At 70.9% G+C, this 14,539-nt stretch carries 13 protein-coding genes; 9 read left to right on the top strand and 4 right to left on the bottom strand.

Annotated features, from left to right (window positions below):
• Nucleotides 1–53: 53 nt before the first annotated feature.
• Nucleotides 54–848 (top strand): PspA/IM30 family protein, encoded by a 795-nt coding sequence (locus tag K4G22_RS05600; RefSeq protein ID WP_228078559.1) that lies wholly within the window; start codon nucleotides 54–56, stop codon nucleotides 846–848.
• Nucleotides 849–918: 70 nt separating this feature from the next.
• Nucleotides 919–1,197: a PspA-associated protein PspAA gene (pspAA, locus tag K4G22_RS05595; RefSeq protein ID WP_062211718.1), complete on the top strand. Its 279-nt coding sequence runs from the start codon at nucleotides 919–921 to the stop codon at nucleotides 1,195–1,197.
• Between the two features lie 72 nt (nucleotides 1,198–1,269).
• On the opposite strand, the gene nadA is transcribed toward pspAA, so the two are convergent.
• The gene (gene nadA / locus K4G22_RS05590; RefSeq protein ID WP_228078558.1) at nucleotides 1,270–2,457 is read right to left on the bottom strand and encodes a quinolinate synthase NadA; all 1,188 of its coding nucleotides are present in this window, start codon (nucleotides 2,455–2,457) and stop codon (nucleotides 1,270–1,272) included.
• Between the two features lie 306 nt (nucleotides 2,458–2,763).
• On the opposite strand from nadA, the gene K4G22_RS05585 reads away from it, so the two are divergent.
• Nucleotides 2,764–3,117, top strand: a complete 354-nt coding sequence (locus K4G22_RS05585; RefSeq protein WP_228078557.1) for a HesB/IscA family protein — start codon at nucleotides 2,764–2,766, stop codon at nucleotides 3,115–3,117.
• Nucleotides 3,118–3,213: 96 nt separating this feature from the next.
• Here the strand turns inward: K4G22_RS05585 and K4G22_RS05580 are convergent, their stop codons facing one another.
• Entirely contained in the window at nucleotides 3,214–4,866 is a 1,653-nt protein-coding gene (locus tag K4G22_RS05580) for a hypothetical protein (protein ID WP_228078556.1), read from the bottom strand.
• Nucleotides 4,867–4,984: 118 nt separating this feature from the next.
• Here K4G22_RS05580 and K4G22_RS05575 point away from each other — a divergent pair, with 118 nt between their 5' ends.
• The gene (locus K4G22_RS05575) at nucleotides 4,985–5,962 is read left to right on the top strand and encodes a carbohydrate kinase family protein (protein ID WP_228078555.1); all 978 of its coding nucleotides are present in this window, start codon (nucleotides 4,985–4,987) and stop codon (nucleotides 5,960–5,962) included.
• 1,244 nt (nucleotides 5,963–7,206) lie between these two features.
• Here K4G22_RS05575 and K4G22_RS05565 read toward each other — a convergent pair.
• Entirely contained in the window at nucleotides 7,207–8,595 is a 1,389-nt protein-coding gene (locus K4G22_RS05565; RefSeq protein ID WP_228078554.1) for a cysteine desulfurase/sulfurtransferase TusA family protein, read from the bottom strand.
• Between the two features lie 186 nt (nucleotides 8,596–8,781).
• Here K4G22_RS05565 and ctaC point away from each other — a divergent pair, with 186 nt between their 5' ends.
• The 4 genes from ctaC (at nucleotide 8,782) to K4G22_RS05545 (ending at nucleotide 13,281) form a co-directional block, all read left to right on the top strand.
• A complete protein-coding gene (gene ctaC / locus K4G22_RS05560; protein WP_228078553.1) occupies nucleotides 8,782–9,747 on the top strand; it encodes an aa3-type cytochrome oxidase subunit II in 966 nt (321 codons plus the stop codon).
• A gap of 83 nt (nucleotides 9,748–9,830) precedes the next feature.
• Nucleotides 9,831–11,477 (top strand): aa3-type cytochrome oxidase subunit I, encoded by a 1,647-nt coding sequence (gene ctaD / locus K4G22_RS05555; RefSeq protein ID WP_228083959.1) that lies wholly within the window; start codon nucleotides 9,831–9,833, stop codon nucleotides 11,475–11,477.
• Nucleotides 11,474–11,872, top strand: a complete 399-nt coding sequence (locus K4G22_RS05550) for a cytochrome c oxidase subunit 4 (RefSeq protein WP_228078552.1) — start codon at nucleotides 11,474–11,476, stop codon at nucleotides 11,870–11,872. The genes ctaD and K4G22_RS05550 overlap by 4 nt, the downstream gene beginning before the upstream one ends.
• A gap of 146 nt (nucleotides 11,873–12,018) precedes the next feature.
• Nucleotides 12,019–13,281 (top strand): L,D-transpeptidase, encoded by a 1,263-nt coding sequence (locus K4G22_RS05545; RefSeq protein ID WP_228078551.1) that lies wholly within the window; start codon nucleotides 12,019–12,021, stop codon nucleotides 13,279–13,281.
• 38 nt (nucleotides 13,282–13,319) lie between these two features.
• On the opposite strand, the gene K4G22_RS05540 is transcribed toward K4G22_RS05545, so the two are convergent.
• Complete coding sequence (locus tag K4G22_RS05540; protein ID WP_228078550.1) at nucleotides 13,320–13,721, bottom strand: DNA-binding transcriptional response regulator; 402 nt, start codon at nucleotides 13,719–13,721, stop codon at nucleotides 13,320–13,322.
• 133 nt (nucleotides 13,722–13,854) lie between these two features.
• Here K4G22_RS05540 and ctaE point away from each other — a divergent pair, with 133 nt between their 5' ends.
• Entirely contained in the window at nucleotides 13,855–14,475 is a 621-nt protein-coding gene (ctaE, locus tag K4G22_RS05535; RefSeq protein WP_228078549.1) for an aa3-type cytochrome oxidase subunit III, read from the top strand.
• The last annotated feature ends 64 nt before the right edge of the window (nucleotides 14,476–14,539 follow it).

Genomic DNA, 14,539 nt, shown 5'->3' with positions numbered 1-14,539 from the left:
AGCAGGAAATGGCCATTGGTTCGAGCCCGGCATGAAGGGGGCGCGCGAAGCCCATGAGCGGTGTCATGAAGCGGATGGGGATGATCTTCCGCGCGAAAGCTAACAAGGCCCTGGACCGGGCCGAGGACCCGCGCGAGACGCTCGACTACTCGTACCAGAAGCAGTTGGAGCTGTTGCAGAAGGTGCGGCGAGGCGTCGCCGACGTCGCCACCTCCCGCAAGCGGCTCGAACTTCAGCTCAACCAGCTGAACACCCAGTCGGGGCGGCTTGAGGACCAGGGCAAGAAGGCGCTGGCGCTCGGCCGGGAGGATCTGGCCCGCGAGGCCCTCACCCGGCGGTCCGCGCTGACGCAGCAGATCAGCGATCTCCAGCAGCAGCACGAGACGCTTCAGACGGAGGAGAACAAGCTCACCCTGGCCGCCCAGCGGCTCCAGGCCAAGGTCGACGCCTTCCGCACCCGCAAGGAGACCATCAAGGCCACCTACACGGCGGCCCAGGCGCAGACGCGGATCGGCGAGGCGTTCTCCGGCATCTCCGAGGAGATGGGCGACGTCGGGATGGCCATCCAGCGGGCCGAGGACAAGACGGCCCAGCTCCAGGCCCGCTCCGGCGCCATCGACGAGCTGCTGGCGTCCGGCGCGCTGGACGACCAGACCGGCACCACCAAGGACGATCTGTCCGCCGAGCTGGACCGCATCTCCGGCAACGCGGACGTCGAGTTCGAGCTGGAGCGGATGAAGGCCGAGCTGGCCGGCGGTTCCTCGTCGGACCGGCAGGCCATCGAGGGCGGAGCGGCGACGCCGCAGCAGGAGCAGCAGCAGGAGAGCCCGAAGTTCGACAAGCAGTGATCACGGGGGTCACTGCGGACGACGGGGATCGCGGGATGGTCGGAATCACCGAAAGAGCCGGGAGAACATCGTGATCGTGCGGATCATGGGGGAGGGGCAGGTGAAGCTGGACGACAGCCACTTCCCCACGCTCAACGGACTGGACGACGAGCTGCTCGCCGAGGTGGAGTCGGGCGACGAGGCTGGCTTTCGTCGCACGCTGACCGCCTTGTTGGAGGCCGTCAGGACGTTGGGTGCGCCGCTGCCGGAGGACTCCCTTGAGCCCTCCGAGCTGATTCTGCCGGCGCCGGAGGCCACCATCGACGAGGTGCGGGCCATGCTGACGGAGGACGGGCTGATCCCGGACTGAGCCGAGAACGGCCGGCGCGCGTCGCGCGCCGGCCGTTTCACTCTTCTGGCGGCTTGGGTAGGTCTGGCCTGCTCAGGGCAGTGCCAGCATCCGCTCCAGGGCCAGCTTCGCGAAGTGCTCGGTCTCCCGGTCGACCTCGATGCGGTTGACGACCTTGCCCGCCGCCAGGGACTCAAGGGACCAGACCAGATGCGGCAGGTCGATGCGGTTCATGGTGGAGCAGAAGCAGACCGTGCGGTCCAGGAAGACGATCTCCTTGCCCTGGTCCGCGTAGCGGTTGGCCAGCCGGCGCACCAGGTTGAGTTCCGTGCCGATCGCCCAGCGGCTGCCGGCCGGCGCCGCGTCCAGGGTGGCGATGATGTGCTCGGTCGAGCCCACCTGGTCGGCGGCCTCCACCACCTCGTACTGGCACTCGGGGTGCACCAGCACGTTGACGCCCGGGATCCGCTCGCGGACCTCCTTGACGGAGTCGAGCGTGAAGCGGCCGTGCACCGAGCAGTGCCCCCGCCACAGGATCATCCGGGCCCGGCGCAGCTGGTCGGCGGTGAGCCCGCCGCCCGGGCGGTGCGGGTTGTAGACCACGCAGTCGTCCAGGGAGAGGCCCAGCTCCCTGACCGCCGTGTTGCGGCCCAGGTGCTGGTCCGGCAGGAAGAGCACCTTGCCGTCGGGCCCCGCCTGCTCGTAGGCCCAGTCCAGGGCGCGCCTGGCGTTGGACGAGGTGCAGATCACCCCGCCGTTGCGGCCGGTGAACGCCTTGATGTCGGCCGAGGAGTTCATGTAGCTGACCGGCACCGTGACATCCGCCACGCCGGCCTCCGTCAGCACGTCCCACGCCTCGGCGACCTGCTCGGCGCTGGCCATGTCCGCCATGGAGCAGCCGGCGGCCAGGTCGGGGAGGATCACCCGCTGGGCGTCCGAGGTGAGGATGTCCGCCGACTCGGCCATGAAGTGCACGCCGCAGAAGACGATGAACTCGGCCTCGGGCCGGGCGGCGGCGTCCCTGGCCAGCTTGAACGAGTCGCCCGTGACATCGGCGAACTGGATGACCTCGTCGCGCTGGTAGTGGTGCCCCAGCACGAACACCCGGTCGCCCAGGCTGGCCTTGGCGGCACGGGCCCGCTCCACGAGGTCAGGGTCGGAGGGGGCCGGCAGGTCCCCCGGACAGTCCACACCGCGCTCGCTCGCCGGGTCGGACTCACGTCCGAGGAGCAGCAGGGCCAACGGGGTCGGCTTGACGTCAAGGGGCTGGGCGCTGGTCACGACAGACACCCTTTCTGTTGCGGTTCCGGCCATCATCGTCCGGTTTCTTAGACGGTCTTTTCGTCGTATTGACGTTATGGAGCATAACTCCTTCGCGTCAGTTTGACGATGCCGCTTGCCCGCCGATCGCGTCACTCCCGCCCCGGGCCCTGGAGCCGGGAGCCATGTTCCGATGCCGCGCGGTGTGCGAGCATGAAGGGGACAGGCAGAACGGGGAGAAAGAGCACGGCGAGCCGGGAATAAGCACGGTGGGCCGTCCGTTCCCGCACTCAGCAGAGCATTCCGTACTACCCGGGAGAGACGCAGATGTCCGTAACGGAAACGACCGCTGTGAACGACGGCATCATCCTTTCCGACACGGCCGTGGCCAAGGTCAGGGGCCTGCTGGAGCAGGAGGGGCGCGACGATCTGGCGCTGCGCGTGGCGGTTCAGCCGGGCGGTTGCTCCGGTCTGCGCTACCAGCTCTTCTTCGACGAGCGTTCGCTCGACGGCGATGTGTTGAAGGACTTCGACGGGGTCAAGGTGGTCACCGACCGGATGAGCGCCCCCTATCTCGGCGGTGCCTCCATCGACTTCGTGGACACCATCGAGAAGCAGGGCTTCACCATCGACAACCCCAACGCCACCGGCTCCTGCGCCTGTGGCGACTCGTTCAGCTGACGGAACCCCGTCACCGCGCGCATGACGCGAGGGGCGGCGCCCGGGTCACCCCGGTGCGCCGCCCCTCGCCCCGTTCGGCGCTCGTCGACCGCCCCCTCAGCGGACGGCGAGCGCCGCGCCCTGGCCGTCGACCAGCGCGCGCTCTCCCACCGGGGAGTCCAGCGTCACCTCGGCGCTGTGCTCCTCGGCCAGCATGATGCAGGCCCGTTCCGGATCCGGGTCGACCACGGAGACGGAGAGGGCGACCCGCTCCTCCGACTCCTCGGCGACGATCTCGTACTCGTCGCAGACGCCGCCCCAGAAGTGCACCGTCAGCGTGCGGTCGTCGGGGGAGTGGCCCGCCACCCGCATGCCGCCGGTCGGCAGCTCGGTCGGCTCCTGGGGGGCGACCTCCGCGCCGTTGTCACCGGGCGAGGCGGGCTCGGACTGGCCCTCGTCCCCCGTCTCGCCGTCGTCGGCCGGCTCGTCCGCGCCGGTGCCGGGACGCTCGGCCGCGTCCGAGCTGGGCCGCACATCGTGCTCGACCGCCGGCTCGGCGACGGTGTGGCCGTAGCCGTCCTCGCCGCCGACGCGGAAGAGCCAGGACGGGACCAGCAGCGGCGCGCCCTCGGACCGCTGGAGCGAGAGCCCGAACTCCACCGTGGCCGAGGCGGGTTCGGCGGCCACGGGCTCTCCGCAGGGCAGGTCGGGCAGGGCCGGCTCGGCCATGCCGATCGCGGGCTCCTCCACCGGCTCGCTCGGCAGCTCCCCGGGCTCGGGCGCGTCCGCCGGCTCGGGCAGCAGGCACGGCTGCCCGATATCGCGCGCCGCCGCCGCGTCGTCCCCGACGGCGGTGCCCGCGTTCACCCGGTCGAGCGCTCGCTGGGCGTCCGTCACCGCGCGCTCCTCGTCGGCCGCCGGCAGGCCGAGGACGCCGCTCGCGGACTCCAACGTGCCGTCGGGGCCGACGCCGAACTCCATGTCCATACCGGCCACCGGCAGCCCGTCCACCACGGGCTCCGCGCGCACCAGCCGCTGGGGGCCGGCCGTCGCCGAGGCGTCGACCCGGCCGTCGGTCAGGCCGAGCGCCGCCAGCAGCGGTTCGGCCGCGGCGAGCGCGTCCTCGACGGAGGGGGCGGGCGTGCCGTCGGCCGCCGGCATCTCGTCCGAGGAGACCGAGGAGTCCGGATCGCTCGCCGCCTCGCCCACGGGATCGCTCGCCGTCTCACCGGGCATGAGGCCCGGCTCCGTCAAGGGGTCGCCGCCGTCCGCGATGATGTCCGCGTCGTGCACGGTGTAGAACCAGTGGCCGGGCGCCTCCTCGGCGACCAGCAGCGCGCCGGCCCGCTCGCCCTCCGGCGCGCCGACCACCGTCCAGCTGCCGCCCTCGACCTGCTCGGCCTGCCCGTCCAGGCCCAGTCCGGCGGCGAGTTCGGCGACCTCGTCGGCCGTCACGGCGGGCTCGTCGAACCGGTACACCGAGGCGCTCTCCGGCCCCTCGGGCAACTCGCCCGCCACGACCAGGGGCCCGCTCGGCCGCGCGGCGTGGGTCAGCGCGCCGTCCTCCGCGACGGCGAACTCCTCCACGGTGTCAAGCGGCAACGGCCCGCCGGCCCGCCCCGCCGCGTCCTGGGCGTCGTCGCCCCTGAGCGCCCCCACGCCGTAGACGCCACCGGCGAGCAGAACGACCGTCGCGGCCACCGCGGTCACGGCCGGCCAACGCCGACGCGCCCCCTCCTGGCTCTCCTCGTCCGTCACGTCGTCCGTCACGCTGTCTCCCTGGCTCGATCACCGCGTACAGCCGTTTGACGATGTCTGATCACCGTCGGTTCCCCGCGCGATAGCCTGGACCGGTCGTCCGCTGACCCTTCCTGGGAGTGACCTCGTCATGCGTATTGCTGTCTCAGGCTCGATCGCTAATGACCATCTGATGACTTTCCCAGGTCGGTTCGCCGACCAGCTGGTGGGGGACCAGCTGCACACCGTCTCGCTCTCCTTCCTGGTCGACGCGCTTGAGGTACGGCGTGGCGGGGTCGGCGCCAACATCGCCTTCGGCATGGGCCAGTTGGGCGCCAAGCCCATTCTGGTGGGCGCGGCGGGGCAGGACTTCGACGAGTACCGCGCCTGGCTCGACCGGCACGGCGTGGACACCCAGTCGGTCCGGATCTCCGAGGTGCTGCACACCGCGCGCTTCGTCTGTACGACCGATGCGGATCACAATCAGATTGGTTCCTTCTATACCGGGGCGATGAGTGAGGCGCGTGCGATCGAGCTGAAGGCGGTTGCCGACCGGGTCGGCGGCATCGACCTCGCCCACATCGGCGCCGACGACCCCGAGGCGATGCTGCGGCACACCGAGGAGTGCCGCGCCAGGAACATCCCCTTCGCCGCGGACTTCTCCCAGCAGCTGGCCCGGATGCCGGGCGACGAGATCAGGCTGCTGACCGAGGGCGCCGCCTACCTCTTCAGCAACGAGTACGAGAAGGCGCTCATCGAGAGCAAGACCGGCTGGAGCGACGAGGAGGTCCTGGCCAAGGTCGGCACCCGGGTCACCACCCTCGGCGCGCGCGGCGTGCGGGTGGAGCGCACCGGCGAGTCGCCGATCGAGGTCGGCTGCGCGCAGGAGGAGGCCAAGGCCGACCCCACGGGCGTCGGCGACGCGTTCCGCGCCGGCTTCCTCTCCGGCCTCAGCTGGGGCGCCTCCCTGGAGCGCTCCGCCCAGCTCGGCTGCATGCTCGCCACCCTGGTCATCGAGACCGTCGGCACCCAGGAGTACACCCTCAACCGGGGCTCGTTCATCGAACGTTTCGCGAAGGCCTACGGCCAGGACGCGGCCGACGAGGTCCTCCCCCACGTCGTCCCCTAGCCGGGGTCACGCCACCCCCGCCCCGGCCGCCCCGCGGCCGGGCCGGGGCGGCGATACGACCGGCCCGCGCGGCCCGGCACTCCCCGCCCGCTGGCGGGCAACGACCAGGGGGCCTTGTCCCCGCCCCGCCGGCACTCCCCGCCCCGCCGGAGTGGGCCAGGGCCCGGGGGCCCTTGGCCGTCCGCCGGCGCTGGTCATATGTGTCGGCACCTCTGACACCGCCCCCTGCCCGCAGGGCCATGTGGTCGGTGCCGGTTCACGTTGTGCGGCTTCCCCGCCTCGCCGGCACTCCCCGCCCCGGTGCGGTCGGCCGCCGGGATGGCCAGTGCCGGGGGCCCTTCGGCCGTTTTCTGTCGCGTGGCCATCAGCCGGCGCCGGTCACCCTGGCCGCCGTGTCTGCCGGCCCGGCCCGCCCGCGTGGCCAGCGTTCCGTGCGCCCTTGGTCGTTCCCCGCCCTGGAGGCCGTGGGCCGTGGATCTGCGGACACGGCGTTCCGCGCCCGCCCGCGCGGCCAGCGCTCCGTGCCCCGATGCGGTCGGCCGTCCGGCCGTTCCCCGCCTTGGAGGCTGTGGGCCGTGGATCTGCGGCGTGGTCATCAGCCGGCACCGGTCACCCTGGCCGGCCTCGCCGGCAGGGCGGACACGGCGCTGGTCCTGTTGGCAGGCTTGGTTGTCCGTGCCGCCCGCGCGGCCAGCGTTCCGTGCGCCGTTGGCCGTTCCCCGCCCTGGAGGCCGTGGGCCGTAGATCTGCGGCGTGGTCGTCAGTCGGCGCCGGTCATAGTGGCGGGCTTGCCGGCCGGCGCTGCCCGCCGCCGGTGCGGTACCGGCTCCGCGCCCGCCGGGGCCGTGGGCCGGTGTCTGTGCGTGGTCGTATGTGTCGGCGTCGTTGCCCGGCCGTCCTGCCGGCCGCGCTCCGCGCCGCCCGCGCGGTCCGGCGTTCCCCGCCCCGCCGGAGTGGGCCAGGGCCCGGGGGCCCTTGGCCGTCCGCCGGCGCTGGTCATATGTGTCGGCCCCTCTGACGCCGCCCCCTGCCCGCAGGGCCATGTGGTCGGTGCCGGTTCACGTTGTGCGGCTTCCCCGCCCCGCCGGCACTCCCCGCCCCGGTGCGGTCGGCCGCCGGGATGGCCAGTGCCCGGGGCCCTTCGGCCGCTTTCTGTCGCGTGGCCGTCAGCCGGCGCCGGCCATACTGGCCGGCCCCGCTCGCAGGGCGGTGCGCGCTCCGTGTCCGCCCCGCCCCCGGAGGGGCTAGTGGAGGCGGCGGATCTGGTGGGCGAAGGGTGCTGTTACTTCGCCCAGGTACGCGTGGCCGCGGAGTTCGCACCAGGCGGGGATGTCGAGGCGGGCCGCGACGTCGTCGGCGAGGACCGTGATGATGCCGTCGACCGGCACCCGGCCGATCGCCCTGGCCAGTTCGATCACCGGGATCGGACAGAGCCGCCCCAGCGAGTCCACCACCAGCCCCGGCCCCCCGCCGGCGGGAGCCGCCGTCTCCTCGGTGGGCGGGACCAGTTGGGAGCGGACCTCGGACACCACCCCCGGCAGCACGTCGAGCAGCCGCTCGACCTCGTCCCCGCCGGTGCCCGGCGGCAGCGACACGCGGACGTTGCCCTCAGAGAGCACGCCCATCGCGTGCAGCACATGGCTGGGGGTCAGCGTGCTGGAGGTGCAGGAGGAGCCGGAGGAGACGGAGAACTCCGCCCGGTCCAGCGCGTGCAGCAGTGTCTCCCCATCGACATAGAGACAGGAGAAGGTCACCAGGTGCGGCAGCCGCCGGACCGGGTCGCCGACCACCTGCACGTCGGGGACCAGCTCCGGGACCCGCCGCCTGATCAGCTCGACCAACTCCGTCAGCCGGGCCGCCTCCGCGTCGGCCTCCTGGCGGAAGGCGCGCAGCGAGGCCGCCGCCGCCACGATCCCCGGGATGTTCTCGAAGCCCGGCACCCGCCCCGACTCCCGTTCGTCCACCGGGGCCGCCGGCGCGAACCTGGTGCCCTTGCGCACCGCCAACAGGCCGACGCCGCCCGGGCCTCCCCACTTGTGCGCGCTGGCCGCGAGCAGCGACCAGTCGCCCGGCACCCGGCCCCAGCCGAGCGACTGCGCCGCGTCGACCAGCAGCGGCACCCCCGCCGCCCGGCACCGTTCGGCGATCTCGGCCACCGGCTGGACGGTGCCCACCTCGTGGTTGGCGGACTGGACGCAGACCAGCGCGGTGGGACCGGGCGCCGCGTCGAGCGCGGCCGTCACGGCCTCGGGAGCCACCCGCCCGGCCCGGTCCACCGGGATCTCGGCCACGCCGCCGCCCGCCGCGCCGTGCGCCTCGGCGGCGTGCAGCACCGCGGAGTGCTCGACCGCCGAGACCAGCAGATGGCGACCGGCCCTGGCCCGACCGGCCAGGGCGCCGGCGACACCCCGGTGCAGGGCGTCGGTCCCCGAAGAGGTGAAGACCAACTCGTCGGGCCGGCAGCCGACCGCGTCCGCGGCGGTCTCCCTGGCCGCGTCCAACAGCAGGCGCGCGCGCCTGCCCTCCCGGTGGGGGCGAGCGGGGTCGGCCCACCCGTCCTCCATGGCGGCCACCAGGGCCTGTTGGGCAACCGGGTGAAGGGGCAGCGCCGACGCCGCGTCGAAATAAGCCACGTTCGACACGCTAACAACCCCTTAGAGGCCCGCCTCGGCGCGTTGGGCACCCTCCCCGCGTGACGCCCATAGGCGTCCAGTAGGGTTTGGACCGCATAAACATCCAAACCCTGCCCGTGCCAGGGCCGGCCCCGCTCCGTGCGAAGGCAGCCCGGACCATGGGCGAGACTCTCGGGAAGGCGCTACGTGAGTCCCAACGGCTCCGACCGCTCGTCGCGGCGCCCGATGCGGCGGGTTCTGCCGCAGGCGCTGATCGCGGGCCTGGTCCTGGCAACCGCGACAGGTTGCACATCCGAGGACTTCCCCCGTCTCGGTATGCCCACCCCGGTCACGGAGGAGGCGCCCCGCATCCTGGCTCTGTGGCAGGGGTCCTGGGCCGCCGCACTGGTGACCGGGGTACTGGTCTGGGGTCTGATCCTGTGGAGTGTCTTCTTCCACCGGCGGTCCAGGACCAAGGTCGAGGTTCCTCCGCAGAACCGGTACAACCTGCCCATCGAGGCGCTCTACACGCTCGTTCCGCTGATCATCGTGTCGGTGCTGTTCTACTTCACCGCGCGAGACCAGACGGAGCTGCTCAAGACCTCCGACGAACCCGACCATGTGATCAACGTGGTCGGCTTCCAGTGGAGTTGGGCCTTCAACTACCTGGAGCCCGTGGGCGCCTCCAACGACTACGCCCATGACGCACCGGAGTTGGAGTCCATCCCCGACCGCATGATGGAGCGTGTGCCGGAGAACGCGGACGGCGTCTACGACATCGGCACCCCCGCCGACCGTGACCCGAACACCGGCAACCCCGGCCCCACCCTGGTGCTGCCCCGGGGCGAGACCGTCCAGTTCATCATCACGTCCCGCGACGTGGTGCACTCCTTCTGGGTGGTTCCGTTCCTGATGAAGCTTGACGCGATCCCGGGCCACACCAACACCTTCGAGGTGACCCCGGACCGGGAGGGCACGTTCCTGGGCAAGTGCGCCGAGATGTGCGGCACCGACCATTCCCGCATGCTCTTCAACGTCAGGGTGGTGTCGCCCGATGAGTACGACGCCTACCTCCAGGACCTGGCGGACAGGGGCCAGACCGGCTTCGCCCCGGCGGGCATCGAGCAGACCGACGCCGCCGTGAACGCCGAGACGAACGAGGGGCGCTCGTGACTTCCGTCGAGGAATCCAACGCTTCGGTGAGCGCGGAGGCGACCCCACCGCAGCGCCCGAAGAAGCCGGGCACAGCCGGCTCCATGGTGATCAAGTGGCTGACGACCACTGACCACAAGACGATCGGCACGATGTATCTGCTGACGTCGTTCTTCTTCTTCATCGCGGCCGGCGCCATGGCGCTGATCATGCGGGCCGAGCTGGCCAGGCCGGGCACCCAGGTGGTGTCGAACGAGCAGTTCAACCAGCTGTTCACCATGCACGGCACGGTGATGCTGCTGCTCTTCGCGACCCCGCTGTTCGCCGGGTTCGCCAACTGGATCATGCCGCTCCAGATCGGCGCGCCCGACGTGGCGTTCCCGCGTCTGAACATGCTGGCCTACTGGCTGTACCTGTTCGGCGGCCTGATCGCGGTTGGCGGCTTCTTCACCCCGCAGGGCGCGGCCAGCTTCGGCTGGTTCGCCTACTCGCCGCTCTCCGACGCGATCCGTTCGCCCGGAGTCGGCGCCGACATGTGGGTGATGGGCCTCGCGCTCTCCGGCTTCGGCACCATCCTGGGCGCGGTCAACTTCATCACCACCATCATCTGCATGCGCGCCCCCGGCATGACGATGTTCCGGATGCCGATCTTCACCTGGAACGTGCTGCTCACCGGTGTGCTGGTGCTGCTGGCCTTCCCGGTCCTGGCCGCCGCGCTGTTCGGGCTGGCAGCCGACCGATTGTTCGACGCACATATCTTTGACGCGGCGAACGGCGGAGCCATTCTCTGGCAACACCTCTTCTGGTTCTTCGGACATCCAGAGGTGTACATCATCGCCCTGCCCTTCTTCGGGATCGTCTCCGAGATCATTCCGGTGTTCAGCCGGAAGCCGATCTTCGGCTATATCGGCCTGGTGGCCGCGACGATCACCATCGCCGGTCTCTCGGTGACGGTCTGGGCGCACCACATGTATGTCACCGGAGCGGTGTTGCTGCCGTTCTTCTCCTTTATGACGTTCCTCATCGCGGTGCCAACCGGGGTGAAGTTCTTCAACTGGATCGGCACCATGTGGAAGGGATCGCTGAGTTTCGAGACGCCGATGCTCTGGTCGGTCGGCTTCCTGATCACCTTCCTCTTCGGTGGCCTGACGGGCGTCATCCTGGCCTCGCCGCCGCTGGACTTCCATGTCTCCGACAGCTACTTCGTGGTGGCCCACTTCCACTACGTGGTCTTCGGCACCGTCGTGTTCGCGATGTTCGCCGGATTCCATTTCTGGTGGCCCAAGTGGACCGGCAAGATGCTGGACGAGCGGCTCGGCAAGATCACCTTCTGGACGCTCTTCATCGGCTTCCACGGCACCTTCCTGGTGCAGCACTGGCTCGGCGCCGAGGGCATGCCCAGGCGGTACGCCGACTACCTCGCGGCGGACGGGTTCACCACGTTGAACACCATCTCCACCGTCAGTTCGTTCCTGCTCGGCCTGTCGATGCTGCCGTTCTTCTACAACGTGTGGAAGACCTGGAAGTACGGCGAGTACGTCAACGCGGACGACCCGTGGGGCTACGGGCGGTCCCTGGAGTGGGCGACCTCCTCGCCCCCGCCACGGCACAACTTCACCACCCTGCCCAGGATTCGCTCCGAGTCGCCGGCGTTCGACCTGCACCACCCCGAGGTTGCGGCGCTCGACCAGTTGGAGAACGAGGCCCGCCACGAGGCCGAGGCGCTCACCGGAAAGGAGGCCGGCGAGTGAGGATCCAGGGACATCTCTTCAGCTGGCTCGCGGTCTTTTTGCTGGCTGTCGCCGTCGTCTACGGCGTCTGGTCGAAGGAGCCGGTGGGCACCACCGCGCTCTTCCTCTCCTTCTCGCTGGCCGCGATGGTCGGCTTCTACCTGCTGTTCACCGCCCGCAGGGTGGATGTGGGCGCGCAGGACAACAAGGAGGCGGACGTCGCCGACGACGCCGGCGAGCTGGGCTTCTTCAGCCCGCACAGCTGGGCGCCGCTGGTTCTGGCCGGCGGTGCCGCGCTGGCGTTCCTCGGCCCGGTCTTCGGCTGGTGGTTCCTCTTCTTCACCCTCCCGGTGCTGGCCGTCGGCCTCTGGCTGTGGGTCTTCGAGTACTACCGGGGCGAGAACCAGACGCAGTGACCCGGCGTCCGGCCATCGGCCGGCCCCCTCGTCCGCTGCCCGTCTGTCCTTGACGGGTGGGCCCCCGGAACGCGCGTGTTCCGGGGGCCCACCCGTTTGCAGGCAGCCGCCGGGCCCTTTCGGGGCAATCTTCGTATTTTGTGGCTATGAGCCTCTCGACGTGGACCGCGCGGACCGCGCGGACTAAGTTCCGGTGCACGCTGATACTCGCCCCGCTGCTGGCCGGCGTCACCGCGTGCGGTGCCAACGCCAAGTCGCTGAGCGACCAGCCCTACGACGCCCTCGAACATCTCTCCTTCGGCGGCGCCGGCGGCGTCGCCGAGGTCGACCCCGACGCCCCGCTGAAGATCAGTGCCAAGGCCGCCGGCGCCCGCATCACGGACGTGGAGGCCGTCGACGCGGCCGGGCGCCCGCTGGCCGGCGAACTGTCCGCCGACGGCCGCGCCTGGGCCAGCAGCGACCTGCTGACCGCCGGCGCCGACTACACCGTCCGGGTGAGCACGGAGAACGGCGACGGGGAGCCGGGCAGGGGCGAGCACGCATTCCGGACGGCCGGCTCCCAGGCGGACCGCGTCGACGTCACCTTCGGCCCGGACCAGGGCACCTACGGCGTCGGCCAGCCGATCACGGCCGAGCTGAGCGAGGAGGTGTCCGGGCAGCGCGAACGGGCCCTGGTGGAGGCGGCGTTGCGGGTCACCAGCGAACCCGAGGTGACCGGCGCCTGGCACTGGGTCGACGACAAGGAACTGCACTACCGGCCGAAGGACTACTGGCCGGCCGACACCAGGATCACGGTCAGCTCCCAGCTGGAGGGCATGGCCATAGCTGACGGCCTACGCGGTGGAAGGGCCGACGCCGTCGAGCTGCGCACCGGCGAGCGGCTGGAGGCGGTGGCGGACATCAGCACCCACACCATGACCGTCTACCAGGACGGCGAGGAGGTCCGCACCCTGCCCATCACCACGGGCAAGGAGGGCTTCCGCACCCGCAACGGCAAGAAGGTCGTGCTGGGCCAGGAGCCCAACGTGCGGATGACCGGCACCAGCATCGGCATCCCGGCCGGCAGCGCCGAGTCCTACGACATGGACGTGCAGTGGGCCACCAGGCTCACCTGGAGCGGCGAGTACGTGCACGGTGCGCCCTGGTCGGCGGCCTCGCACGGCTCGGCCAACGTCAGCCACGGCTGCACGGGGATGAGCACCGAGAACGCCCAGTGGCTCTTCGACCTGCTCAAGCCGGGTGACGTGGTGGAGCACGTCAACGGCGACGGCGAGGACATGGCGGCGTTCGGCAACGGCTTCGGGGACTGGAACCTCTCCTGGGACGAGTGGCTGGCGGGCAGCGCGCTCCAGCAGGAGGGCGACGACCACGCCCAGCCCGCCTCGGGGCGGGCGCGTCCGAGCGTCTGAGGCCCGGCCGCGCCGCCTCGGGGCGGTGCCGACGGCCCTCAGGCCGCCGAGGGCAGCCGCTCCCGCAGCAGGCCCGTCAGGGCCGCGGTCAGCTCCGCCGGGTCGAGCGGGTGGGCCACCGCCGCCTCGGCACGGCTCCAGGAGGCCAGCCAGGCGTCCTGGGCCCGCCCGATCAGCAGGAGCACCGGGGGGCATTCGAAGATCTCGTCCTTGATCTGCCGGCAGGCCCCCATGCCGCCGGCCGGGGCCGCCTCCCCGTCCAGCACGCAGACGTCGACACCGCCCCGTTCCAGGATGGACAGGAGCGCCGGCAGGGTCGCGCACTCGATGTACTCGACGGCCGGCAGATCCGTCGCCGGGCGCCGTCCCGCGGCGAGCCGCACCTGCTCCCTGGTGTTGACATCGTCGCTGTAGACCAGCACCGTGGCGCTGCGCTGCATCGTTCCTCCGCCCGCTGGGTGGTTGTTCGTTGCGCGGATGCTACTCCGTCCGGCGGGACTTAAGGCAGGGGCACGGGCCCTCAACACACCGAACCCCACCCCCGAGACAAGCCCCGGAAAAGCGACCGACATAATGACGGGCGTGGCGACAGCAACAGCAGTAGACACCGGGCATGCGATCCCCTCGGTCAACCGGCCGAACGTCACCAGTGTGGGGACGGTCATCTGGCTGAGTTCCGAGCTGATGTTCTTCGCGGCCCTCTTCGCGATGTACTTCACCTTGCGATCGGTGATGGGCAGCGATTACTGGCAGGAGAGCGCCGACGCGCTCAACCTGCCGTTCTCGATGACCAACACCACGATCCTGGTGCTCTCCTCGGTGGCATGCCAGCTCGGTGTGTTCGCCGCGGAGCGGGGCGATGTGAAGCGGTTGCGCCGCTGGTTCATCGTCACCTTCGTGATGGGCGCCATCTTTGTCGGCGGTCAGGTCACCGAGTACGTGGAGCTGGTGGCCCACGAGGGCGTGACGTTGGCCTCGGGCCCCTACGGCTCGGCCTTCTACCTGACGACCGGCTTCCACGGCCTTCATGTGGTCGGCGGGCTGTTCGCCTTCCTGTTCGTACTCGGCAGGACCTACGCCGCCCGACGGTTCACGCACGAGCAGGCCACCACGGCGATCGTGGTGTCCTACTACTGGCACTTCGTGGACGTCGTGTGGATCGGACTCTTCGCCACGATCTACCTGATCAAGTAGCCCATCGCCGCACCGGGCGTTTGTCCCAAGCACCGACGCAGAAGATCCTGACACCGGGGTAATC

The organism is Streptomyces profundus (assembly GCF_020740535.1).
Taxonomy (GTDB): Bacteria; Actinomycetota; Actinomycetes; order Streptomycetales; family Streptomycetaceae; genus Streptomyces; species Streptomyces profundus.
The sequence above is the reverse complement of the archived record's forward strand: the minus strand, read 5'-3'. Positions and strand labels throughout refer to the sequence as shown.